The following is a 23,785-nucleotide window of genomic DNA, read 5'->3' on the forward strand; positions in this document are numbered from 1 at the left end:
TGGGAATAGGGGATTAACGAGTAAGGATTTCAGCTACCAATGCCTGATAGTCGGCGGCGCCGGCACTCTGTGGAGCGTAGGAGAAGATGTCTTTGCCCAGGTGTGGCGCCTCCCCTAAAGCAATGCTTTCCCGAATAACAGTGTCAAGCACCAGGTCCGGATACTGAACCCGTAGTTGCTCAGCTGTATCTCGCCGCAACACCTTGCGCTTGTCATGTCTGGTGAAGAAGACTCCCCCTACTTTCATGTCTGGGTTAAGCCGGCGCTGCACACGGCCTACCAGGTCCAGCACCTTCTCCAGCCCATCGGTAGCGTATAGCTGGGCCTCCAACGGAATGTAGAGTGCCTGGGCGCACGCATAGGCGTTCAAGGTGACCAGGCCGAGCGCTGGCGGGCAGTCGAGCAGGATAAAGTCGCACCGGTCCCGCAGGGGTTCAAGCAGGTCCTTGAGCAGAAACTCCCGATCCAGTTCATCGCCCTTTACCTTTTCAAAGCCGGACAAGGCTGACGACCCGGCTACCAGCGCCAGGTTCTTATGCAGTGAATAGGCCTTGAGGGGATATTCCCCCAATAAGGCACCGTAGACGTTTTGCTCGGCATCGCTCAGGCCAAGGCCTTTTGTCAGGTTGGCCTGGGGGTCCAAGTCCACCAGCAGCACCCGCTGGCCGGCCCGGGCCAGACCAGCGCCGACATTAGCGGTAGAAGTGGTTTTGCCAACCCCGCCCTTTTGGTTTGTAAATGCTAGGATCTTACTCATGGAGCTAAAGTATGCATAAAAGTATTACCCGTGTTACTTATCGTGTTGATGTTACAAATATTACTGATGTTACCGGTATTACCGCAATGGAATTGCTTGAAAACAGGGTTAGATCAGGCTGAAATCGTTACTTTTGGTTGCTACCCGTGCAGCCTGCTTGGCCCGTTTCTCATGATCCCATCCACCCAAGATGCTTACCAAGCCCTCCGGGACTACCTGAACGGGCTCCTGAATCCGTCGCTGGGTGACCAGGCGCTGGCTGACGTGCCAGCAGCCCTGCGTCCTGGCTTAGAGGCGTTCATGACGGGTAAAACCGAGTACCAGGACGAGGCCGGCCGACGCATGATTTACGCGGCCGACCTGGCAGCGTGGGCTGCAGACCTTATCTACGGTACGGGCCTGACCGCACCCTTGCCCCTGGCCACCGTCGACGTGACCGAGTTGCGGGCGGCCACGCTCCGGCAGGCGGCATGAGCTGGGAGGAGATTGAGCGGCTGACCCAACAGGTGCAGCAGCTGCCGGCCGGCCGGCAGCAGACCAGCCAGCAGTTAAGCCACGTCATGGTCTCGGCGCACTCGACCATGATTGAGGGCTCGCGCGTGTCGGTGCTCGAAGCGTTTGATTTTCTGCTCGGGACCACGCCCACCCTGGGTCCGGGCAAGCCGCTGGCCGGTTACGACATGCTGGGCGACCACGCCCGCGCCCTGGACCTGGCGTTGCAGCGCGCAGATGCGCGGCAGCTTCCCGGTCCGGCTTTATTGCGCGAGCTGGCGGCGGCCGTGATGAAATCTACTGGCCGGCCCACCAACACAGCCCTGGGCACCGTGGACCCCACGCAGGGCGACCTGCGCCGGGGCAACGTGTTCATCGTTGGAGCCAGCTCCTTTCCCAGCGCCCAGAAGGTGCCCGCCCTGGTGGCCGCGCTCACCAGCGAGCTACGGGAGCGGATGCCGGTGGCCACCACCTTTCGCCAGCAGCTGGAGCTATCTTTTGAGGCCCACCAGCGCTTGGTTATCATTCACCCCTTCAACGATGGCAACGGGCGCACGTCGCGGCTACTTATGAACTATATGCAGCGGTATCATGGCCAGCCACTGACCATCGTGTTCCGCGAAGATCGGCAGGCCTATTTCGCGGCGTTGGAAGAAAGCCGCACCGCAGGGGATCTAACGGTTTTCTTTGATTTCATGCGCGACCAGCACAGGAAGTCGTTGGTCTATCAACTATCGGCAATTGCACCTCCAACACCACAACAGAGCTAATATCATACTACTAGTATTACCTGTATTATCGGTGTTACCCATGTTACTGGCATTACTGATATTACTGGATTTTCTATAATTTACATACTTCCCTTAATCCCATTCCTTTACCTACTCTACATACTTTCATTACTCTTCATATCTTCTATTTTCGCTATCATCTTTCACTCACACAATGCTTTTGCGCTTTTTGAGTGGCATTCAATTCGCTAACGGGAATTTCTGTTCTTACTCTTGCGCTACCCCTTATGCTGCTTGTTCATATGATTTGCCTACAGCGAAGTGATACAGGAAGTTCGAGATGGGGTAGCGTTCAGGGGCAAATACCCGCGCTGCACTGCCTTATCTTTGGTCGGTCAGCCTTTACAGGTGTGTGGGGCTGACAAGGGCAGGTCATTCTCCCATTCCGCACCTACTGCAACACAGAGGGGAAGCTGTCAGTGTGGCTTTCCCTCTTGTGCTGGGTGGTTGCTCAATCTGTAGGCGTTGAGCCGCTACTGAGGCGTTTCCCGGCAAAAGCTTTTCCGGAGGTCGAAGGCTAGGCGGACCGTTGGCATACAAGTTATGTGTAACTAGAATGCTGTCAATTAAGGAAAATGTTACGACCAGCTATGGAAGCAACCATTACTATTTCCTTAGTTGCTGTGCTGTGCCACTCGCTTCTGATTCTTTCGGAATTGGCCGCAGGGAAAATACATTGAAATTGAAATTTATTGCCTAAAAAAGCCATGGACATAAAAATTGTAAATAAAATCAAGCGCCTAGCAGTTATTGCTCTTGCCTCTGATGATGAATTGATAGAAAATATTGTTTTAAAGGGTGGAAATGCAATTGACTTAGCATACAGTGATGGTTGTATATCAAGAACATCCTATGACTTAGACTTTTCAATTGCTAATGGTGACTTTTTAGGAGATATTGATGTGATCAAAGATAGGATTAGAGATACATTAGCTAAGACATATAAGGAGAATGGATTTATACTGATTGATTACGAATTCATAATAAAGCCCAAGACGGCTAAAATTGGAGCACCAGATTTTTGGGGAGGATATTTAGTGCAATTTAAGGTAGTGGAAGAGTCTGTTTTTGATAAATACGAAAACGACAAATCCATGCAGAGAAGATTGTCAATTGCAGTAAAGCCAAATAATTCACCAAAATTTGAAATAGAATTCAGTAAATTCGAATTTATAAAAGATAAAAAATCAATCAATGTGGATGGATATACTGTATATGTATACACACCTGAAATGATAGTTTTTGAGAAAGTGAGGGCTATATGTCAACAATTGCCACAGTATTCTGACATAGTTAAGTCAGAAACGCAATCAGCTAGAGCAAGGGATTTTTATGATATTTATTTAATCATGACGACTTGTGGAGTAGAAATAGAATCGGAAGAGAGTATAGATTTGTTAAAGAATATCTTTGAAGCCAAAGGGGTGCCGTTAGAATATATCAATGAAATAAGAAGTAATAAATCAATTCATAGTGACGATTGGGAAAATGTTAAAGCTACGATTTCTCAAGTAGAAAGTCCTCAAGAATTCTCGTTCTACTTTGATTATGTAGTAAACACTTTTGAGAAAATTACAGGCCTTTAGGAAAATATAGCATCCACTCTGGAGAATAGTCTTTAACTTCTATTTCATACGTGAGATAAAAGTTAAAGACTTTCTTTCTGGCTTTTAGTTCGTCTATTTTTTTTCCCTTGTATCCAGCTTTTTCTAAGTAGAAGCCTACTGCCTGGAAGTATGGATATATAAAATTTATATTATCTAAAGTTGCTATAAGTTTATTAATAGAAATTCTGTTCATAGCGTTCTTATAAGCATCTAGAACTGCATGGACTCCACCTGCATAGTTTGGTCTTACAGTAATGTCTATAAGTGTGCGCTCGATATTTGTGACAGGAACGTTGTTGATGGTAGTCACTCCAGAGCGGTTAGTGAAGCTGCCATTAAGGGCAACGAAGGCATAATCACTATAATCAGCTATTGATCCGGATCTGCGCTGGGGCCTAGAAAAGGCTCTATCAATAGCATCTTGTTCTAGCTCCCTATATATGTTATGTTTTTTGCTTTGCTCAAATGTAACAAAAATAATTTTTGGTACTTGAGTAGTTAAGCCGTTAAGCCATACGGCCGAATAGTGTGATAGATAGGATTTATGTACAGATGCTGCCGCAATCTGATAAACTGGAGCATCATCAGAAACATATAAATCTTTTGATGGGACATATCCATCAAAGTCTATTTGTACTTTTCTAAGTATTTCTCTTTTGACAAGTAAGTCTGTGAACTTCTTGTCATTTGTGGCCAAGGCTAAGTTCCAAGTGCTTCTGTACTCTTCCAGTACCCCCACTAAATCAACCTTGGTGAATACCTTGGTCGGACTCTGCTTGAAAAAAGCTCTGATTCGAGCTTCTGCAATAGAAAATCTGGATTTACCCGGCATACGGAGCAGCAAACATCAGCTCGTATTAAGTATATATACTTAATACGAAGTTAATACAATAGAGTTAGAAAGTCAAGTTTGACGGCCTATGACCTCAGATTAGGCACTTTATGAAAATCTAATGATCGCTATGGTACTAAGTATATATACTTAGTACACGAAAGTTATGAAATTTTATTTAAAATGTCAAGGGTTCTTTGAGAAGTGGGGGTTTAATTTGTCTAATAGCCTATATAGTAGGCCGTACGCTGGGGGCGTGAGGGTAGTAAGTTAGAATCACCAGGATGCCCACGGGATACTATGGGGGGTATCAATTACGGCTATAATGTGCCTAGCGCCAAGTTGCCCACACAGGGGGCAACTTGGCGCTAGGCGAAGCAATACTAGTCGAAATTCATCGTCGCAAAGAGGGGCCTCGCACCGGAAAAGTACCACGCCGGCCGAGTGCCGCGCAGCAGGGCCAAAAGCAGTGCGATTCCGAGGGGCCGCGTATAAGCTATGTTAAGCAACGAAATCTATACCAGGGAAGGACTATTTAATCTTCCTCAATGCCTAAAAAATTCTATTCATCTGCGGCGAGGTTTGGGTGGCTCTGCGTCTGCGAACTGGCTGCGGCTATCAAAGAAAAGTTCGAGTGCCTGGTTCACCACATCGGTAGTTTTGGCACCACCCGGCTTATTCGATTGATAATTCACAAGGCGCCGCTTGTTCTCTGCCGTAATCGTGGACGTGAACGGGTGCTTTTTGTCCAAGTCTTCCTCTTCTTTCATGATTTTCTGGGGCATGGCCATTTGCTTGATGGGGTTCAGTACAGACTTTTAATAGTTAACTAACGTGCGCTGATGATTACGATTTGCTTCAGCTGTGGAGCTGGCAGGCTCTAAATGAAATCAGCTGCTCACCCCCGAAACATGCGCTCGCTCTTCTTCCGTCAGCTGGTACAGGTCGTATACCAACCCGTCTAGGCGGCGCTCCAGATGCCGCAGCTTTGCCTGCGCCTGCTCTTTCGCTGACGCCAGCTTGTGCGCCGCCAGCCCCGCGTAGCCGGCCAGCAGTTGATCCACTAGTCCTACTACCTCGTCGTGCGTCCTCTTGTCGGCTGAGATTTTAAGGCTGAGTTTGGGAATAGGCAACTCTTTGAGTTGCGCTATTCGAACCTTCGGGAAGGTCTTAGTCTCAGGTGAGATAAACTCTTTGAAGTAGAAGACAAACAGCTTCGACCCCAAAAGGCCCAACAGAAACTTCTCTGAGACTTGATCCTTCTTTGATTTGACATTGTAGATGCTGCGGGTTGTCAATAGTCCCTCATCATCAAGCGTGACGCAGAATTGCGAGCCGGTTTCACGTACCATTAGCTTGGGCGCGGCAAATACCTCTGCGTTTTTATTAAATTCTTGACGAGTAGGAGCAGATATGTATTTCCTGCTCTTCGTAAAGTATCGGTCAATATTACCCCCGGTTAGACAAGCGTATTCTCCCGCTTCCATCAATTTATCTCGTCCTATTTCCAAGCCCCGAGTAACCGTAGCAAGCTCGCCTAGGGGCTGCGTTTTAACCTTTATAAACAATCCGTCTGCGTCTCCCGCAAAATAATCGCGCGCTATTTTCGCTTGTCCCTTGTGAGTAATAATGATGCATGTCGGCATCTTCACTTGGTCGAATACGTTGTCGCCCTGTTGCTCAAACACGAAGTTCGCACAGTGAGTATTGATGTATGCTCGTACATTTTTCGAGTTCACATTCTTGAGGAAAAGGCTGGGCACGATGAAGCTTAACTGCCCGCCGGTGTGCGTGAGTTGCATGCCTTTTTCTAAGAATAGCGTGTACAAATCATTTGTTAGCGAATAATGCTGTTGAAGGTATTGCGCTACCTCTGTAGGCATATTTGAAACCTGCACGTACGGCGGATTGCCCATCACCACGTCGAACCCGCCCTGCTTGAACACGGCCACAAATTCATCGCGCCAGCCGAAGGGTTTCACGGTCTTCTCTGCGTCGGGGGCAAAATCTATTTCCCCATCGTAGAAGTTAGTTTCGACCAGCGAATTGCCCACCCGGATGTTCTGGTCGATGGTGGGCAGCACCCTTTCCAAGCCCAGCGTGTGCTGGATGCTGGCCGATGTTTCACCCTCCAAGCACTTGAGTAGCAGCGAGAGCTTGGTTACTTCCACGGCCTGCCCGTCGAGGTCAACGCCGTAGAGATTGTTGAGCAGAATAGCTCTCTTGACAGGGCTGCTCAGGCGGCCGTCTGGCGTAAGGCCACCCCCACGACGGGGCGGCGCTTTAGCTCCCGCCTTGCCGATTGAGACCGGTACGGGGGGCAACGCGGCCGTAGGGTGGGCCTGGTAGTAGGCCAGGTGCCAGTCGAGCAGATACTGATACGCTCCTAGCAAAAACGAGCCCGAGCCGCAGGCCGGGTCCAGCACCCGCAACTTGGCCACGTCCTGCGGGGTACGGTCAGCGCAGCGCGGCCCCAGGGTGGCGGCCACGATGTGGTTCACGATGTAGGCCGGAGTGTAGAACACGCCGCCTGCCTTGCGCACCTCCGGTTTGTCCTCGATACGCACCACCCGGCCTGGCTCTAGGCTGATGACCTTGCCCAGAAACCGCTCGTAAGCTGAGCCCAGAATTTCGGCCCCAATCACCGAAAACTCGTACGGCGACTCCGGGTAATAGAGACTTTGCAGCAACGGCGCCAGTACAGCGTTGTCGAGGTGCACTTGGGCAGAAAGCGGGTCTTTCTTCAAATCGAACAGCCCCGAGTTGTAGCGAGCCGATGCTGCCTTGAAGCGGTCGAGAAGACCAGCATACACCTTGTCCTTCTTCTTCACGCGGGCTACGGCCTGCAAGTCGGCGTAGGGCTCAATCCCCCGGTCTTCGGCGATGCGCAAGAAAATGATGCGGTCGAGCAGCATCTGCACCAGAAAGCGCAGCTCGTCGGCGTCGAGGTGGCGGTTGCGGGTGGCCAGACCTTGCGCCAGCTCGGCGCGCATGGCTTCCAGTGTGGTGAGGAAGGCCGCGTCCACGGTTTCCTTGCCACGCTTGCCGCTGCCGGTGGCCACGTACTTATCCAGCCCCCCGCGTAGCACGCTTTCCTTGGAAAATGTGTCCCACAGAAAGTCAAACTCCGCCGCGTACTCCCGAAACGTGAGGTATTTCAAGCGGCCCTTGGCAGCTTTGTCAGTGGGGGCCGGCTGCATGGTGCAGTCATACACGGCCAACTCCTCGAAATCGGTGAGGACGCTCAGGGCCAGCTTGGCGCTCCAGCCGTAGCGGCGCACCTGGTAGGCGGGCTCCAGTTCTTCTTTGATTCGGACACTAGGCTTCTTGGCTTCGACAAAAAATAACCGCTGCCCGCCCGGCAGCCGAAACGAGTAGTCGGGTGCCTTAGTGGCCTTGCCGACCTTCACCTTGTCTTCGTGGATGACTTCACGGTAGGCTTCAGCCGCCCCGCTGCTATTATCAATGTCCCAGCCTAAGGCTTGAAAGAAGGGGTCGATGAAATCGCGGCGGGTCTGCGTTTCGTTGTAGCTGCCGCGGTGGTAGTCGGGCAACTGACGTTCAAAATTTTCGACCAGGGTAGCAACTCGGGCGCGGGCTTGTTCTTTAGTAGGAGCTAGAAACATCAGAGAAGAATGGCAAAGTGCGGGCCCTAAGCTAAGCAGTGTCCGCGCAACGGCCACCCGGCGGCCCACTCCCCGGTAACCAGTTCATCAAGGACTTTCTACAGCAACAAGCTCTATTAAGAGGGCTGCCATGTGCTTGTCACGTTTTATAAACGAACGTTTAAAAAACGTGACAAGTACCAAAATAGGAGCGTAGCTTTGCTCTATGAGCAAGTACGTCGCCTACTTCCGCGTGAGCACCGCCCGCCAGGGTCAGTCCGGCCTGGGCCTCGAGGCCCAACAGGCCGCCGTGCTCCGATTCCTCTCTCCCGACGCCGTGCGCGTGGCCGACTTCGTCGAGGTGGAGAGCGGCCGCAAAAGTGCCCGGCCCCAACTGGCGGCCGCCATCGCCCTGACCCAGCGCGAAGGCGCGGTGCTGCTCGTGGCCAAGCTCGACCGCTTGGCCCGCAGCGTAGCCTTCCTGGCCACGCTCATGGAAAGCCGGGTCCGCTTCCAAGCCGTGGACCTGCCCGCGGCCGACGAGTTCACGCTCCATATCCTGGCGGCCGTAGCCCAGAAGGAAGCCGCAGCCATCTCCAGCCGCACCCGCGACGCGCTGGCCGCCAAGAAGGCGCGGGGCTTTGCGCTCGGTACCCCGGCCAACCTGACCGTTGAGGCGCGGGCGAAGGGACTGGCGGCGCGTCAGGCCAACGCGCGGGCCAACCTTCACAACCGCCAGGCGGCCCAGCTGGCCACCTTGCTGCAGGCCAATGGTAAGAGCTTGCGAGCCATCGCCGAACAGCTCAACCAGTCGGGGTACTGCACCCGGCGCGGGAAGGCCTTTCACCCGATGGGCGTGCAGCGCCTACTCGCTCATCGGCCGGATGCTCACGTGGTGGATGCCCCCACCGAGCGATACATATGAGCATAACCCTCGACGAGTTCCGGGCCCTGTCCGAAGAAGACCAAACGGCCGCCGTGTACGCCGCAGGCACGTTCGTGGGCCAGCGCTGGCAGGAGGTGGACGAGGCCGTGCTCCTGTACCGGATGCCGGGCGACTTCTTCGCCGAACTCACTTTTAACACCACGCGCCAGCAGGTGCTATACCCAGACAGCTTTGGGGACGACGAGCCGGAGAAGATGGAAGACTACGCGTTGTTCGTGCGATTGCCCGGGTGGCTTCCCGAAACGGAATAGTAACGTCCCTTCCGACCAGGAGGCCGTCCAGCAGGAAATACGTAAATCGGACAAGCCAGCAAGGCAAATCGGTGCGTTGCCGTCCATACGCCTTGTCAACAGGCTATGTACATACGGCGGGCCAGATCGCGTGCGGTGGCGCGGCTTTCCCAGGCCTTCCGGTGCAGGGGTCAGGGGGTTTTCCGCTGGTGGAAACGCGCTATATCCGCTGCAACAACGGGTCGCGCACGATGTGAACCGCGACGTGCCGGACGCCATCATCGCCCGCCTCAAACTTGTACAGCCGCGCAAACACGCCGCGGTCTCGCTGGATTTCGCTGTACACCCTCGCGTAGCTGTCCATGGTCGGCACAAACGCCTCCGCCAACTGCACCACGGCCGTCAGGGATGCGGGGGGAGAAGTGAGGTCTGGTCCAATATCTAATTGCTTTATAGTCAATCTGTACGTTTTGGTCGTGGGGTTGCTTGCCTTCATAGCGCAAAGATGGGTGTTGCTAAACAAATAGAGTAAAACCTGCGAGTCCGTGGCCAAATGGCCTTGTCGCTCGTGATAAGGTGCAAAATCGGCGTAAGAGCATCGAAAACCCGATAGTATTACGTCAGGTCGCAGCCTGGCAGCTGCCGGAGCATCTTAACATCATTGCTTACAGCGCAGGTGAGACACGGAGAGCTCATATATCGGCCAATACTTCCGGCGGAAAAGGGATCCTTGAAAGGCTGCTGGCATTAAGCTGATTGGAACAGGGTTCAGCCCTTCTCGCCCTTATGTTGTACCAGCTGTAAACATCTTGTCGGACATCTGCTTACCGCCTGCCATGAACATGATGTACTCTAAAGCGCGTAGTGGGGTAATCTTGAATGTTTCGTAGCCCGGCAAGTCTCTGAACTGTTCGATCAACGAGTCGTAGGTAGGCTGAAAGTCCGTGGTTACAGCAACTTCTCGACAGGTCTGCGCATAGGTTTCATACAGGGTCGCATTATTAACCTGATAGTGGTGGCCCTTAAGCGCTGGAGCAGTGTCGGACCGGTTGAGGAATTGGAAGACGCGACTGTCCCATATAGGGTAGACACTTGGATTGGTGAAGTGCAGCAGTTTGGAGGCACCAATGACTGAGTTGTTGACAGTACCTGCCAGTTGAGCTATCTGTGATGCTGTCAGTACGAGCCCATGCCGGGCGGCTTCCATAACCGGAAGAGCCTCGGGCAGGGAGTTGACGTTTAGCTCCAGGATAGTTGGCATCCATCCATAGACGATATGGGCAGCGGTGATGAACTGGTTCGCCGTAAATCGCTCAATCGCCTCAAAATGCTCGAGGATTGCAGGATAAGAGGACAAATACGAGGAAGTAATGGGAGGGCTGCTATCTCGGTGTGCCACATAAACTCTGGCTAGCATTTCCTGCGCGGTAAATTTCATCAAGTAGGAAAAAAGGATGGTGTGGTGTACCTCGCTATAGCTGATCAGACTTGCGGCCAATTGCACTTGGTGGTATGTTCTGTGTGCGGCAAGAAATACAGCTGAACTAGTCGTCTAACGCGTAGTTACAAATCAGTTGATCTACTGCATCTTTAACTCACAAGCAATCTTTGACCAAGGTCTGCGTGGCTTGCACAAGATATAGATAGTATGATCCAAGATCTATCATCATTACGGGAGCTGTTCACCCGATTTCGAGCTCTACATGTAAAAGAGCGGAAAGGCGCTACGTTCCTGGAAATCGCCCGCTTTCCACATCGGGAAACGGTCTGGAGCAATATCCTCGCCTTTTACTTGGATCCTAACCGGGAACACGGCCTGCACGACTTGCTCCTGCGCTCAGTGCTGGAGGCAATCGGCCTAGACAGTCCCAGCTTACTCTCCAGCCTGCATATGGTGCAGGTGCAGACCGAGATCCAAACCGCAAAGGGCAACCGGCTAGACCTACTCGTAGTGGGCGAACGGTTCATCTTAGGTATTGAGAATAAGGTGCTGGCCAGCCTCTATAATGACTTGGCTGATTATGGCGCGACCCTGGATAAGCAGGCTGGTGGCCATGTCCACGTCTATAAAGTTGTACTGTCACGCTACCCAGTAGTGCCGGATCATCAGTTTGTGAACATGACCTATGCTCAGCTCGTGCAGATGGTTCGCAAAAATCTCGGCCAGTATACTGACTATGCCGATGCCAAATATTTACTCTTCCTGCTCGACTTTCTAAAAACGATTGAGAAACATCACAACCGCCCTGCCCTTATGGAAAATCCGGACGTTTTACAGCTTCTACAAGACAACGCGGCCGTAGTGGAAGAACTGGTCAAACACCACGAAGCCTACCAAGCTGAGCTTATGGGCAAGATGGACCGGGTGGATCGTCTGCTTGTCAATCGCTTGTATACCGCTACAGGTTTAACAACCCAGTTGAAGCAGGCGGGGGGGGTGTTGCAGGGCGCGGGTGCGCGGAACGAGTCAAGCCGGTTTATCTGGCAAAGCAACCCCCTTATGAAGTATAGCCTGACCCTGGGCGATGTGGTCGTATGGTACCAGGTGGGCATTGTAAAAGGCTATAAGCTACGAGCTCACTATTGGGTAAAAGGCCCCCACTCGCTAGAGCGCCAATTGACGAGCAAGGTTATACAGGAGCAGCACTTCACCCTTACGGAGTCCGACGAACATATGGCAGCTGAAATGGAGCAGCAGCTGCAGCGCATAGTTGGCACCCTCATGCAGGCCCCTAACACGGCCACTTCTCTACCCCCCGACCTTGGCCTTAGTTAAAAGTTCGGTCCAAAAGTCGCATTTGGCAGCTAACGGACTCCCCTTGTGTACCGGAAGACCATCAGGAGCGCCTAAACTGTACTTTGATTAGGTAAACCTGTCCGCTTACCTCTTCTTAACCAACTTAGGGTCTGAGCTACCCATAAGCTCGCTGGTATCCGAAAATCACCGTTTGGCTGGACTTCAAAATACCTTTAGTGTATTATGCCCCTTCTCGCCGCTGACCTTGCTTATCCCGTGATGTGCTTTAGCCAGGGCCACCAGATGCTGCACTATGCGCGCCACGCCGACGAATTGACGGTATGCCGTGCCAAAGCGTTCAACTCGGGGTTCTATCAACACATGGAAATCGTGGACCGACATGCGCAACGGTTCGGGGTGCAGGCCGCTGAAAAAATCACGACAATGGGACCGTTTTGGGGCTTCGATCTATTGGGTGGGCAGACATTCCGCGTGGCCTTGGCGCTGGAGCCGCTGCCGCCTGATTCGTTGGCGGTACTCAAGCAACGCCTTGAGCAGGCTATGGACGGTATGGAGGCACTCGATGGCCACCCCGAAACGAAGAGATTGGTCCGCAACGCGTCCTCGTGGGCAGAGTTAGTGGCGCAGTTGGCCGACGATTACTACAGACAGTACTAACGCTCCTTATTTTGACCGGAGCGCGTTTAAGGCACCACCCTTTTGGTGAACATGCGTAACCGTTGGGTTACGATCTTAAAGTATACCCGATTCGTTATAGGTAGCTTTGAAAGGCACACCAGCAGACACTTTGGCAAAGAATAAAAAAAACGCCCGTGGGGCTTCTTGGAGCTTTTCGGAGTGGTTGGGAGTAGCAATCACTGTACTGACGTTTGGATACATGCTTCGCACTTGTGCCCACGGTCAGCGGATGACGCAGGCATTAGAAGGACCCACGGCAACCGTCAAGGCGGTAGTAATTGATAAAAAGAATTTCTTCGGCAATAGCCCGGTGTCCAACCAGTTTGCCTATTCCTATCGGTTCAAGGCAAAGGGCCAGCAGTGGGAAGGAAATTCCCGCGACCCGGCCCTGCACGTAGGTGATAGTATGCTCGTCGATTACGCGCTCGATGCCCCAGAATATAACCGGCCACACGAGAGCGAGTAACCAGTGCTTGAGAGAGCAATTATTCGCTCGTTTCAGTGAACAGATCCTGTAGTTTAGGTGGCCTGGAATGATAATTATCCGTACTTTGTACTAGCAAGGCAGAAACCGTAATAACTATGAAAGCGACTGGCAAACGAATCGTAGACCGCTACCCGCACCTGCGGGAGGGAGCAGAGCGTCAGCAAATGTTGGTGCGCAATGCCGTGGGCTCGGCCCGTGTGGAAGGCATTCGCGCCGATGAAGGGCGGCTGCGTAAAACAGTAGGCACTTCGGTTACGGAGACGGGGGCAACACGCTTGCGATAACGGCCTGCATGGGCTCGTACCGGAGCAGCCCAGCGGCTTGCACAGCCTGCACATACAAATTAAAACGTTCTGGCTCGGCCAATGCTTCCCATTGGAAGCTGGTCGAGCCGTTTTTGTAGGCCATGAGGTTGGCCAGCACGCGCGCGGTGCGGCCGTTGCCTTCCCGAAACGGGTGAAGGAACAACAACTCGGCGTGGACGCGGGCCACGTCGCGCACCAGGGACGTGGCATCGGGCCAACTGTGGGGCAAGGGCCGCAGCATTTCCTGTTCGAAATCCGCCATGTTTTTAGGCAGGTGCAGCGCCGCCGGAAAAGCGAAGCCGCCCTTGGAGAGGTTGACGGTGCGGTAACGCCCCGCGAAGCCGTAGACCCGACCGAGGGCGCGTCGGTGGATTTCCTGAATGTAGGCCACGTCAAAGACCTCGTCCTCGCGCAGCTCGTTCAACAAGCTCTGCTCGGCCAATAGGAAGCCTTCGGTTTCCGCCTGCTGCACTTCTGCCAACGACGAGAGTCCCAACAGATTGGGCAGCGCTTCTTCTTCGTCACCAGAGGAGGCGTATTTCATGGTTCCAAGGGCATAAGTCCTTCGGCTTGGCCGCGAACCAGTACAGGTAGGCAACGCGAGCGAAAAAAGGCAAGCACAAGAACGCATATTCTTTTCCAGCCCCAAAGTAGCTGTCAAAGAAATAATACTTCATTTGCGATTTGGACCGTTTTCTTGAACGGATGGGGTAGTTCATTAAGGCAAGTGCTTGAAAAAAGTAACGCGTTGGGTCGTCATGATGACCCGCGCGTACCCGCCGCGCATGCCTACATAGGCCGTGTCGCCGAACACCGCGACGGAGTTGGGATAGAGACCGCCCCAAAGGGTGCGCTTTGCTACCGCGTCGGGTCGCAGCGCGCGCAGAACCGTGAACCCCTAGCTTTGGGCGATGTATATGGTGTCCTCCACCACCGCAAAGGCTTCGGGGGCGTCGTCGAAGGCGAGCACTTGGGTGTACCCGAACGCGGGCGCCGTGCCTGTCACTTGGTACAACGCCCCACTCCGATGGGCCAAGTGCGCGAGGCCTTCGAGGAAGTACACTCGGCCCTGATACTGAAAAATCAGCCGCACGTTCCCTTCCTTAACCACCACGGGCGGGGCCTGCGGGTCCGAGCCGTAAAAGCGCAGCACGCCGCCAAATTCGCCGTGGTCCAATCCTTCGAAGCGCCCGGCGGGGGTGGTCAGGGTAACGGGCCGCCGGGGCCGGCTCAGCACATCCGTCAGGCCGGTCACGAGTTTGCCGCCTTTGTTGCGCACGGAGTAGCTCCATGCCTTGTTCAGGCGGTACACCATCGGGTCCCATGGTTGGGGCAGGGGCACTTCCTTGAACAACAGGGGGCGGTTAGTCTGTGCCCCACTGGGAGGCACATTGCACCACCAGCAAACGGCAAAAAGCCACCAGCGCAACCTGGTTGGCAGAAGAACAGAGGTCATGCGACAACGCGTAATCGTGGAACATAGCAAGGGACGCCACAACGATGGTCCATTCAATAATAAGCTCGTATTGGTTTAGCTGGGTGCCGCGGGCTAAGTAGAAGCGGCTTGGCCGAAGTGCTGCTGCAGGACCTGGTTGACTTTGTCGCGGGTAAGGGGCTTGGTGAGGTAGCCGGCGATGGGCAGGTCCTGCATCTGCTCGACGTCGCGGGGGTTGAGGGAGGTGGTGAGCATGATGATGACGACCGACGGGTTTTGGCGTTCGGGCCGCTGGGCGTAGGCGTGCAGGAACTTCATGCCGTTCATAATGGGCATCTTCAGGTCGAGCAGAATGAGGGCCGGGCAGGTGGGCGAGGCGGGCGGTTGGCAATGGGTGCGCAGCAGGTCGAGGGCCTGCCGGCCGTTTTTGGCCACCAGCACGGTGTCGGCCACGCCCAGGTGCTCGAGCAGGCGCTGGTTGAGGAAGAGTTGGTGGTGGCGTCGTCGTCGACGAGCAGGGTGCAGGAAATGGTGGCCATGAAGCGGGCGGGACGGGTGCAAAAGGGGCGGCCCTACGCGGCAGGAGCAGCGTGCGGCAGGTGGACGAAAAACGTGGTGCCGGCCCCGAGCCGGGAGTGGACTTCGACGCGCCCACCGGCGTTGTCGACCATGCGCTTGAGCATGAACAGGCCGATGCCGGTGCCCTCGACATGGTCGTGGAAGCGCTGGAACATGGTGAACAGGCGCGGCAGGTGGTCGGGGTCGAGGCCCAGGCCGTTGTCGTGGACTTCGAGCACGGTGAAGCCCTCGCGCACGTGGGACCGGACGTCGACGTGCAGGCGGCGGTCGGGGTGGCGGTACTTGAGGGCGTTGCTGAGCAGGTTGTAGACCACCGAGCGCAGGTTTTTCTCGGAGAAGTGGAAGGCGGACCCCTCGCTGACGGCCACGGTCAGCTGGGCCTTGCTTTCGCGCAGCTGCGGGGCCAGGTCCTGGCGTACGCCCTCGACCACGGCGGCCAGGTTGACCAGGGTGGTAGCGGGGGCATGCTCTTTCTGCAGCTTGGATAACTCGGTGAGGTGGTCGATGGTGCGCTTGAAGCGGTCGACGGCATCGAGCATGTGGCCGAGTACGGGGCCCACGGTGGGGCTCTCGGCCAAGGCCGGCGGCAGTTCCAGCTGCAGCAGGTGCAGCAGACCCTCGAGGTTGGAGATGGGGGCTTTGAGGTCGTGGCTGGCCGTGTAGATGAAGTTGTCCAGGTCCACGTTGGTGCGCAGCAGCTGCTGGTTGGTGGTGCCCAACTCGGCGTTCAGGGCCTCGGCCTGGTCGCGGGATTTGCGCAGCTTTTTGGTCAGTTTCTGCAGGGCCAGCTCGGCCAGCTTCTGCTCGTGCACTTCCACCACGGTGCCCACGATGCCCGCGAACGCGCCGTCGGGCCCGAAGCGCGGCAGGCCCCGGTCGATGGCCCAGCGGTACTTGCCGTCGTGGCGGCGCAGGCGGTAGAGAAACTCAAAGGGCACGCGGCGGTCGTTGGCGTCCAGAAAGGCGGTGCCCGCGGCATCGGCGTCGTCGGGGTGCACGGCCTGCGTCCAGCCCAGGCCCAGGGCCTCGGCTTCGGTTTGGCCGGTGTAGGCGTACCACTGGGCATTGAGGTAGGTGCACTGCCCGGCCGGGTCGGTGACCCAGAGCATGGCCGGAGCGTGGTCCGCCATCAGGCGGAAGGATTCTTCCCGGGCTTCCACCACGCGCCGGGCCGCCACCTGCTCGCTCACGTCGGTGACCACGCACACGATGCCCGTGACCTGGTGCTGGGCGTCGAACAACGGTTGGTACACAAAATTGTAGTAGCCGGGGGCGCCGGGCTGGTGGCGGAGCAGTTGAATGGCCTGCTCCTGGGCCACGTAGGGCGTGCCGGTGCGGCGCACCTCGGCCAGCAGCTCGGGCAGGCCCTGGGCGCGCAGCTCGGGCATGACCTCAAAAAACGGGTGGCCCACCAGGGCTTCGAGCGGGTGGCCGAGCATCTCGGCCATGGGCGGGTTGACGACGTCGAACACCGAGTTCTCGCCCCGGAACAAACACACGGCCACCGGGGCCTGCGCAAACACGGCCTGGAGCTGCTCGCGCTGGGCCTCCCGCTCCTGGCGGGCCATCACCTGGTCGGTGACTTCGTAACAAAACACCAGAATGCCGTCAATCCGGCCGTGGACGTCGCGGGTGGCCTGGTAGGTGTAGGTGATGAAGGTGCGCTCGAGCTGGCCGGAATTGGTGCGGTCCAGCACCACGGGCTCGTCGATGCCGTGGTAGGTTTCGCCGGTGCGGTACACGCGGTCGAGCCGGTCGAAAAACGGCTGGCCGGCAAACTCGGGAATGGCCTCGCGGTAGGTTTTGCCCACCAGCTCGCGGCCGCCGAAGATGGCGCGGAAGCCGTCGTTGGCCAGCTCCACCACGTGCTCGGGGCCGCGCAGGCTGGCAATCAGGGCCGGGGCTTCGGCCACCAGCTGGTGCAGGCGCTGGCGCTGGGCTTCGGTTTCGGCCTGGGCCTGGGCCAACTCCCGGGTACGGGCCTGCACGCGGGCTTCGAGCTCCTGGTTGAGCTGCTCCACCTGCTGGCGGGCCAGCACCTGCGCGGTGACATCGGTCGCGAAGGCCTGCACCCCCACGATGCGGCCGCGGCCGTCGCGGGCGGCCTGCACCGCAAAGGTGAAGTAGCGCAGCTCGCGCCGCCCCGCCTGCGGGGGGGCGATGTAGTACGGGGCTTCGGCGGCGTAGTAGGGCTCACCCGTGCGGTAGATGTGGTCGTAGAGCGCGGTGGCCTGGTAAGCGGAGTCGTCTTGGGTGGCGGCAACGGGCAGGGCCTCCAGGTAAGGCTTGCCCACCGGGTCGGGCACGCCAAACTGCTGGCGGAAGCCTTCGTTGGCGAATTCGATGACGTGCTGCGGGCCCACCAGGCGGAGCACCATGCCGGGCGCCGCGTCCATAAACTCGAGCAGGCGCTGGCGCTGGGCGTCGGCGCGGGCAGCTTGCTCGGCGACCTGGCTTTCGCGCAGGGCGAGCTCGACGGCGCTGCGGTTTTGGTCGGCCGTGTCGGTGAAGCTGACCACGAGCAGCTCGCCGCTGCGCCGGGCCGCCAGGCGGAAGAAGTTGTCGAGGCCATCGGCCTGGTAGTTGACTTCGTGCAGGCCGGGGTACCCCTCGGTGTACGCGCGCCGGTAGTAAGCGAGGATGCCGGCGGCCTTGGACTCCGGAAAGCGGGTGAGCAGCGTGCCACCCGGGCGCTCGGCCAGGCCGGCCATGCGCTGGCCGGCGGGGTTGAGGTACTCGATGGCAAAATCTTCGATTTCCCCGGCCGGGTCGTAGACCGGGCGCAGCACGTTGACGCCGGTGAGCGAGACGTCCAGCAAGTCGTAGAGGAGGCTATCGGGGAAAGACAGGGACGCTGGAGTGGGGAAGCCGGGAGCCATGAAGACGAAAGAAGGCAGTAGGAAGAGGCAATTTACCGAAAAGGGTGCGGGCAGCCGGTTGATAACCGGGGATACGCAGGCTGGGCTTTCGCGGCTGGCAGGGCCGGGAAATGTAACGAGCGGGCCAGGTGGTCTGCTCGGGTTGGCGGGCAGCCACTACAAGCCGTGGGCGAGGGTAAAGAGGATGGTGGCGCGGGTGATGCGCAGGGCTTCGGCGGGCTACTGGGCTGCGCACCGGAGCAGCTTGCCGTACTTTTTGCGGCCCCTCTCCATCTGGGCTGGCGTCAGCTCGTGGACCCAGACGGTAGTGTTTCTGAGGAGCGGGGCACCATCTCGCCCAACGACCTGGAACAGGCCCGTGCCGCCATGCAGGCCGACCAGGCCAACGTGCAGGCGGCCTATTCTGAGCTGCAGGCCAGCCGCGAACTGAGCAACTACCTGGTGGTGCGCGCCCCGTTCGGCGGCATCATCACGGCCCGCAACGTATCGGTGGGCGCGTTGGTGGGGCCGGGGGCCGGGCAGCCGGCCGCGCCCCTGTTCTCGCTCGAAAACAGCCGCACCCTGCGCCTGGAGGTGGCCGTGCCCGAGGCGGCGGTCGGCCAGTGGCTGCAGCCCGGGGCCCGGGTACCCTTCACGGTGGCCGCCTTCCCCGGCCAGACGTTCAGCGGCACTTTCCGCCGCAACGCCAGCCGCCTGAGCCCGGAAGTGCGCTCGGAGCTGGTGGAAATGGAGGTGCCCAACGCCGATGGCCGCCTGAAAGCCGGCATGTATGCCCAGGTACTGGTGGCGCTGCCCACTGCCGCCGATGCCCGCGCCGTTCCCATCTCGGCCGTGTTCACTGCCCCCGATGCGCCCCAGCAGGCGCGGGTGGTGCGCGTGCAGCAGGGCCGCGCCCAGTGGGTGCCGGTGCGCAAGGGCCAGCTGCTGAGCCGCGACTCGGTGCTGGTGTTCGGGGCCCTGCAGCCCGGCGACGAGCTGGTGCGCGAGCAGGCCGACCAGGTGCCGGACGGTCAGCCCGTAACCGTAGCCAAACCCCGGCCCGCCGGCGCGTAGCCGCTTCTCTCTACTCCTTTTTCCATTGTTTTACCTTTTCAACTTCTTGATTATGAATCTGAATTGCAAAAATCTGTTGCAGTGGCTGCCCCTGGCCATGTTCGCCCTCGTCCTGTTTATCCCCCCTGCGCACGCCGGTGCTGGGGGCCCTCCAACGCGGGCTGCTGGCAACGGGTCTGTGGAAGGCCGAAGCGCCCATGGCCGCCCCCCCCCCCCGGCCCGCCCATGGTGCATACGAGCGGGGCAGCCTATCCCCACAATCTGCCATTGCTCACCTTCGATGGCAAACACACGAGCCTGAGCGAGCTCAAGGGCAAGGTGGTATTCGTGAATATGTGGGCCAGCTGATACCCGCCCTGCGTGGCTAAAATGCCGGGAATTCAGGTGCTCTACCAAAAAGTGGACCCTAAGAAGGTCGCTTTCGTGATGCTGTCACTGGATGAGAATCCGGCTAAGGCCCGGGCTATGGTGAAGCGGCAGGGCTACAGCTTCCCGGTGTATTTTCCGCAGGGACCCCTGCCAGCACCCTTTAATTCCAGCGCCATTCCCTCTACCGTCATTCTCGGGCCCGATGGCCAGGTAGTGGCCCGCCACGAGGGCATGGCCGAGTACGATACCCCCGAGTTTCTGGCCGCGCTCGAAAAGCTGGCCCTGACGGATAAGTAAGCCAACTGAGTTGAAGGGCGAAGTTTTTAAATCACTTCTTTCTTTGAACAGCGCGTATTTAGCGTCGGACTGTCTTCTTAAACAGGAGGCGGAACCAGAGGGCCGGACCAAGAAGGTGAGCCGTTTCTTATGGCCCCACGTTTAGGGGTTACACTTTCTTCTGCTTCTGTTATGGACCTGCACTTCGTTCGCCGCGGCACCGGCCGCCCCCTATTACTGGTTCACGGCCTCGGCGGCAGCTGGCGGTCCTGGAACACCATTCTCGACACGCTGGCGGCCGAGCGCGACGTTATTGCCGTGGACTTGCCCGGCCACGGGCAGACCCCGAAACTGTCCAGCATCCATTCTATCGGCAACTTGGCCGATGCGGTGACGGACTTTCTGGCCCAGCACGACCTGCTCGGCATCGACGCCGTGGGCAGCTCGATGGGCGCGCGGCTGGTGCTGGAGCTGGCCCGGCGCGGCGGCGTGCTCGGCGCGGTGGTGTCGCTGGACCCGGGTGGGTTCTGGCAGGGCTGGCAGATTCCAGTTTTCTACCACTCGGTGTCCCTGTCCGGCAAGCTGGTGACGGCCCTGCAGCCGGTGATGCCCGCGCTGGCCGGTTCGGCCGTGGGGCGCACCGTGCTGCTGCCGCAGTTTTCGGCCCGGCCCTGGGCCGTGGACGCGCAGCTGGCCCGCGACGAGATGTACAGCTTCGCCCACTCGCCCGCCTTCGACGAGTTGCTCGACCAGCTGGCGCATGGCGAAGTGCAGCGGCCCGCGGCCAAGGGCAGCATTACCGAGCCCCTGGTTATTGGCTGGGGCCGGCAGGACCGGGTGTGCCTGCCCAGCCAGTCGCGCCTGGCACTGGAGAAGTTCCCGGATGCACACCTGTATTGGTTCGAGCACTGCGGCCACTTTCCGCAGTGGGACCAACCGGCCGAAGCCGCGCGCCTGATTTTGGCCGTGACCAACCGCGAGGCCCTTCCCGAGACATTCAGGGCCCGGGCGAAACCAGCAAAGGCAACGCTTGGGCTGCCCCCAGCGACCATCGTGGGGGCCGCGCTGGCGCTGCTGGCCGGCGGCCTCTGGCTGTGGTCGGCGCGGCGAAAACCGCAGCACTAGCCTGCTGAGCAATTACGCGTAAGCGAGTTGGGGGTCGCCGTTACCGCACAAAAAAGCCCTGGTCCTGCGAAGGCACCACCAGGCGACCGGTAAGCGATTCATGGTCCTGAGTGCTCCATGTGAAACCCCTCTTTTCACCAAACGGACTTTCTGGATGAGTAATTTCGCAATGCCGTGAGCCCATTGTGAACCCATTACTTTACCGCAAAATGTGTATTTAGAAGCCAGGGAGCACGGTTTAGGGCTCGGTGTATCGGTGCTGTGAGCCCCTTGTGAGCCCTTTCGCGCTTGCCCCGTCGGCAGGTGACTTATCGGGCGTCGGGTTCGGGCGCCAAGCGATAGCTGGTGCTGCGCCCACCGGCGCCTTCGTGCACCAGCACACCCTGGGCCACCAGGTCGGCGATGTCGCGGCCGGCCGTGTCTTGGGAGCAGTGGGCCATGCGCGCCCATTTGGCCGTGGTGAACTTGCCCTCGAAGCCGTCGAGTAGCCGCGTGAGCAGCTGCCGCTGCCGGACCGTGAACGCCGCGTCCCGGTGCTGCTCCCAGAAGCGGGCCTTGGCCAGCACTTGCCCCAGCGTTTGCTCGGCGGCTTGCAGGGCCCGGCCCAGGCAGCCTAAGAACCAGTCCAGCCAGGGCGTCACGTCCAAGGGCCCGCGCTGGCTGGTTTCGAGCAGGTCGTAATACGCTTGGCGCTCGGCCTGGATTTGCGCCGACAGGCTGTAGCAGCGCTGGCCCGTGCCGTCGGCGCGGGCCAGCTGCAAATCGGCGATGGCCCGGGCGATGCGGCCGTTGCCGTCGTCGAAGGGGTGAATCGTCACAAACCAGAAATGCGCCAGCCCCGCTTTGAGCACGGGGTCCAGGCCCTGGTCGGCGTTGAACCAGGCCAGGAAGTGCTGCATCTGCGCGTCGAGCTCCGCGGCGGCGGGCGCGTCGTAATGCACGCGCTCGCGACCCAGCGGCCCGGACACGACCTGCATGGGCCCGGTGCGCCACGCGCCCACCTGCAGCGGGTACAGCCCGCTGTAGCCGGTGGGGAACAACGCCGCGTGCCAGCCGAACAGGCGGTTCGCGGTCAGCGGCGCGGCGGCCTGCTGGGTGGCGTCGAGCAGCATGGCCACCACGCCCTCCACCCGCCGGTCGGTGGGGGGCAGCGCGGCCTGTTCGAGCCCCAGGCGCCAGGCGATGGAGGATCGCACCGAGGCCGGGGGCAGCAGTTCACCCTCGATTTCGCTCGACTTGAGCACGTCGAGCGTGAGCGTACGCAGCGTGGCCTCGGCCCGCAGGTCCACACCCAAGGCCTCGAGCCGGCCCAGCAGCCGCCCCTGCTGGTGACGTACGGTGCCTAGCAGCGCCTCCAGGACCGCCGGGTCCCAGGTGAAGGCCGGCCAGTCCGGGCGTTCATGGATATAAGGCACTATTCTCCGCATAATCTGCGGTGAATATACCCGTTATTCGCCGCATGCCCCGACCCGGGCGCTTTCTTCAGGTGGCAGGGGTGGTCACTGGACTGGGCAAGGGCTGCACATGCAGGGCCACGCCGCGGTGGTGCAGGTACTTGTAGAAGGTGGCCTTGCAGATGCGCAGGCTGCGGGCCATGTCGTCGACGCTCAGCTCCCGGGCTTTGTAGAGCAGTTCGGCCGCGCGGGCCGTGCGCTGGGCTTCTACTGAAAGGCCCGGCTTGCGCCCGCCGACGCGGCCCCGGGCACGGGCCGCAGCCAGCCCGGCCAGGGTGCGCTCGCGAATCAGCTCGCGCTCAAACTCGGCGAGCGAGGCAAACAGGTTGAGTACGAGCCGGCCTTGGGCTGACGACGTGTTAATGGCGTCGGTCAGGGAAATCAAGCCGATGTCGCGGCGCTGCAGGTCCGCGACCAGGTCGAGCAGGTGCTTAAGCGAGCGACCCAGCCGGTCGAGCTTGTAGATGTAGACCGTGTCGCCCGGGCGCACTTGCAGCAAGAGCTTATCGAGTTCGACCCGGGCGGCCAAGGCGCCGGAGGCTTTTTCCTGGTAGATAAGCTCGCAGCCGGCCTGGGTCAGGGCGTCGAGCTGCAATGCTAAATTCTGGTCGCGGGTGGAGACGCGGGCGTAGCCAATCTTCATATAGGGGAGTTTACGAAACTCACCTGCTAACGGCATTTCGTAAACTTTGATTGGTAGACGAGTTTCTTAAACTCGGCATAGGCACCAAATGGCCGTTCCAAGCTTTGGTGCAACTTGCGGGGCGTTTAGTTTAGCGGTTCAGGGAAAGGAGGGTATACTTACCTGAACATTGTACCCCTTGCGTTGCCACGGGCAGGTTAGCTGCTGCGCCTCCGCCCTGTCTCCATCCTGCCCATGACGCACTTTTTCAACGCCCAGCGCGATTACTGGCCGATTTACCTTGACCTGCAGCGCCACTACCCCCTGGGCCTTGTGCCCCCCGACGGGATGAACGCGCGGGCTTTTCCTGGGTACCAGGCCCTGGAGGCCCGCATCGTGGCCTGCGTCCACCAAGAAAGCGCTGAGCGGACCCGTTGGGAAACCTTGGCCACTGAATTGGCTGCGCGCACGGGCTTGCCGGTGCGCGATACCACCTACGGGCAGG

At 58.1% G+C, this 23,785-nt stretch carries 24 protein-coding genes and 1 pseudogene; 13 read left to right on the plus strand and 12 right to left on the minus strand.

The annotated features are described in order from the left end of the window. Positions 1-13: 13 nt before the first annotated feature. On the minus strand, positions 14-757 hold the full coding sequence (locus tag BLW21_RS19875; RefSeq protein WP_092743691.1) for a ParA family protein: 744 nt from the start codon (positions 755-757) through the stop codon (positions 14-16). A 171-nt stretch (positions 758-928) separates the two neighbouring features. Here BLW21_RS19875 and BLW21_RS19880 point away from each other — a divergent pair, with 171 nt between their 5' ends. From BLW21_RS19880 to BLW21_RS19890, 3 genes are all read left to right on the plus strand, one after another. After that, a complete protein-coding gene (locus BLW21_RS19880) occupies positions 929-1,231 on the plus strand; it encodes a hypothetical protein (RefSeq protein ID WP_092743693.1) in 303 nt (100 codons plus the stop codon). Next, a complete protein-coding gene (locus tag BLW21_RS19885; protein ID WP_092743695.1) occupies positions 1,228-2,019 on the plus strand; it encodes a Fic family protein in 792 nt (263 codons plus the stop codon). Before BLW21_RS19880 ends, BLW21_RS19885 begins: the two co-directional genes overlap by 4 nt. A 728-nt stretch (positions 2,020-2,747) precedes the next feature. Continuing rightward, on the plus strand, positions 2,748-3,626 hold the full coding sequence (locus BLW21_RS19890) for a nucleotidyl transferase AbiEii/AbiGii toxin family protein (RefSeq protein ID WP_092743697.1): 879 nt from the start codon (positions 2,748-2,750) through the stop codon (positions 3,624-3,626). Here the strand turns inward: BLW21_RS19890 and BLW21_RS21380 are convergent. From BLW21_RS21380 to BLW21_RS19900, 3 genes are all read right to left on the minus strand, one after another. After that, a complete protein-coding gene (locus BLW21_RS21380) occupies positions 3,613-4,479 on the minus strand; it encodes a type IV toxin-antitoxin system AbiEi family antitoxin domain-containing protein (protein ID WP_139255343.1) in 867 nt (288 codons plus the stop codon). The genes BLW21_RS19890 and BLW21_RS21380 overlap by 14 nt on opposite strands. A gap of 566 nt (positions 4,480-5,045) precedes the next feature. Beyond that, entirely contained in the window at positions 5,046-5,264 is a 219-nt protein-coding gene (locus tag BLW21_RS19895) for a hypothetical protein (RefSeq protein WP_139255344.1), read from the minus strand. A gap of 105 nt (positions 5,265-5,369) precedes the next feature. Next, positions 5,370-8,105 (minus strand): Eco57I restriction-modification methylase domain-containing protein, encoded by a 2,736-nt coding sequence (locus BLW21_RS19900; protein ID WP_092743701.1) that lies wholly within the window; start codon positions 8,103-8,105, stop codon positions 5,370-5,372. Positions 8,106-8,310: 205 nt separating this feature from the next. Here BLW21_RS19900 and BLW21_RS19905 point away from each other — a divergent pair, with 205 nt between their 5' ends. Then, positions 8,311-9,009: a recombinase family protein gene (locus BLW21_RS19905; RefSeq protein ID WP_092743703.1), complete on the plus strand. Its 699-nt coding sequence runs from the start codon at positions 8,311-8,313 to the stop codon at positions 9,007-9,009. Beyond that, positions 9,006-9,281 (plus strand): hypothetical protein, encoded by a 276-nt coding sequence (locus BLW21_RS19910; protein ID WP_092743705.1) that lies wholly within the window; start codon positions 9,006-9,008, stop codon positions 9,279-9,281. Before BLW21_RS19905 ends, BLW21_RS19910 begins: the two co-directional genes overlap by 4 nt. 199 nt (positions 9,282-9,480) lie before the next feature. On the opposite strand, the gene BLW21_RS19915 is transcribed toward BLW21_RS19910, so the two are convergent. Next, on the minus strand, positions 9,481-9,756 hold the full coding sequence (locus BLW21_RS19915; protein WP_092743707.1) for a hypothetical protein: 276 nt from the start codon (positions 9,754-9,756) through the stop codon (positions 9,481-9,483). A 288-nt stretch (positions 9,757-10,044) separates the two neighbouring features. Continuing rightward, positions 10,045-10,617 carry a hypothetical protein gene (locus BLW21_RS19920; RefSeq protein WP_139255345.1) on the minus strand — a complete coding sequence of 191 codons (573 nt, stop codon included), beginning with the start codon at positions 10,615-10,617 and terminating at the stop codon, positions 10,045-10,047. A 291-nt stretch (positions 10,618-10,908) separates the two neighbouring features. On the opposite strand from BLW21_RS19920, the gene BLW21_RS19925 reads away from it, so the two are divergent. From BLW21_RS19925 to BLW21_RS19935, 3 genes are all read left to right on the plus strand, one after another. Beyond that, a complete protein-coding gene (locus BLW21_RS19925) occupies positions 10,909-12,036 on the plus strand; it encodes a PD-(D/E)XK nuclease family protein (RefSeq protein WP_092743711.1) in 1,128 nt (375 codons plus the stop codon). Between the two features lie 204 nt (positions 12,037-12,240). After that, the gene (locus BLW21_RS19930; RefSeq protein WP_092743713.1) at positions 12,241-12,675 is read left to right on the plus strand and encodes a hypothetical protein; all 435 of its coding nucleotides are present in this window, start codon (positions 12,241-12,243) and stop codon (positions 12,673-12,675) included. 130 nt (positions 12,676-12,805) lie between these two features. Then, the gene (locus BLW21_RS19935) at positions 12,806-13,162 is read left to right on the plus strand and encodes a hypothetical protein (RefSeq protein ID WP_139255346.1); all 357 of its coding nucleotides are present in this window, start codon (positions 12,806-12,808) and stop codon (positions 13,160-13,162) included. A gap of 273 nt (positions 13,163-13,435) precedes the next feature. Here BLW21_RS19935 and BLW21_RS19940 read toward each other — a convergent pair whose 3' ends face one another. The 4 genes from BLW21_RS19940 to BLW21_RS19955 all read right to left on the minus strand — a co-directional run bounded on the left by BLW21_RS19940 (position 13,436) and on the right by BLW21_RS19955 (position 18,381). Then, entirely contained in the window at positions 13,436-14,032 is a 597-nt protein-coding gene (locus tag BLW21_RS19940) for a Fic/DOC family protein (RefSeq protein ID WP_092743717.1), read from the minus strand. Positions 14,033-14,386: 354 nt separating this feature from the next. Then, positions 14,387-14,944 (minus strand): hypothetical protein, encoded by a 558-nt coding sequence (locus BLW21_RS19945; protein WP_139255347.1) that lies wholly within the window; start codon positions 14,942-14,944, stop codon positions 14,387-14,389. A 93-nt stretch (positions 14,945-15,037) separates the two neighbouring features. Continuing rightward, a complete protein-coding gene (locus tag BLW21_RS19950) occupies positions 15,038-15,484 on the minus strand; it encodes a response regulator (protein ID WP_245711974.1) in 447 nt (148 codons plus the stop codon). 11 nt (positions 15,485-15,495) lie between these two features. Next, positions 15,496-18,381, minus strand: a complete 2,886-nt coding sequence (locus BLW21_RS19955; protein WP_092743721.1) for a PAS domain-containing sensor histidine kinase — start codon at positions 18,379-18,381, stop codon at positions 15,496-15,498. A 165-nt stretch (positions 18,382-18,546) separates the two neighbouring features. Between BLW21_RS19955 and BLW21_RS19960 the strand changes: the two genes are divergently transcribed. From BLW21_RS19960 to BLW21_RS19970, 4 genes are all read left to right on the plus strand, one after another. Further along, positions 18,547-19,434, plus strand: a complete 888-nt coding sequence (locus BLW21_RS19960) for an efflux RND transporter periplasmic adaptor subunit (RefSeq protein WP_092743723.1) — start codon at positions 18,547-18,549, stop codon at positions 19,432-19,434. A 225-nt stretch (positions 19,435-19,659) separates the two neighbouring features. Continuing rightward, positions 19,660-19,782 carry a TlpA family protein disulfide reductase gene (locus BLW21_RS22020; RefSeq protein WP_262490463.1) on the plus strand — a complete coding sequence of 41 codons (123 nt, stop codon included), beginning with the start codon at positions 19,660-19,662 and terminating at the stop codon, positions 19,780-19,782. 21 nt (positions 19,783-19,803) lie between these two features. Continuing rightward, positions 19,804-20,100, plus strand: coding sequence for a TlpA family protein disulfide reductase (locus tag BLW21_RS19965; RefSeq protein ID WP_245711975.1), 297 nt, complete (start codon positions 19,804-19,806; stop codon positions 20,098-20,100). Between the two features lie 171 nt (positions 20,101-20,271). Next, positions 20,272-21,204 (plus strand): alpha/beta fold hydrolase, encoded by a 933-nt coding sequence (locus BLW21_RS19970; protein ID WP_092743725.1) that lies wholly within the window; start codon positions 20,272-20,274, stop codon positions 21,202-21,204. A 308-nt stretch (positions 21,205-21,512) separates the two neighbouring features. Here BLW21_RS19970 and BLW21_RS19975 read toward each other — a convergent pair whose 3' ends face one another. Then, on the minus strand, positions 21,513-22,631 hold the full coding sequence (locus BLW21_RS19975) for a Fic family protein (RefSeq protein ID WP_175471065.1): 1,119 nt from the start codon (positions 22,629-22,631) through the stop codon (positions 21,513-21,515). A gap of 55 nt (positions 22,632-22,686) precedes the next feature. Beyond that, complete coding sequence (locus tag BLW21_RS19980; protein WP_092743729.1) at positions 22,687-23,301, minus strand: recombinase family protein; 615 nt, start codon at positions 23,299-23,301, stop codon at positions 22,687-22,689. Positions 23,302-23,535: 234 nt separating this feature from the next. Between BLW21_RS19980 and BLW21_RS19985 the strand changes: the two are divergent. Beyond that, positions 23,536-23,785: pseudogene (locus BLW21_RS19985) on the plus strand (hypothetical protein); the annotation flags it as partial.

The sequence above is a fragment of the Hymenobacter psychrophilus genome, assembly GCF_900107135.1.
Lineage (GTDB): Bacteria > Bacteroidota > Bacteroidia > Cytophagales > Hymenobacteraceae > Hymenobacter > Hymenobacter psychrophilus.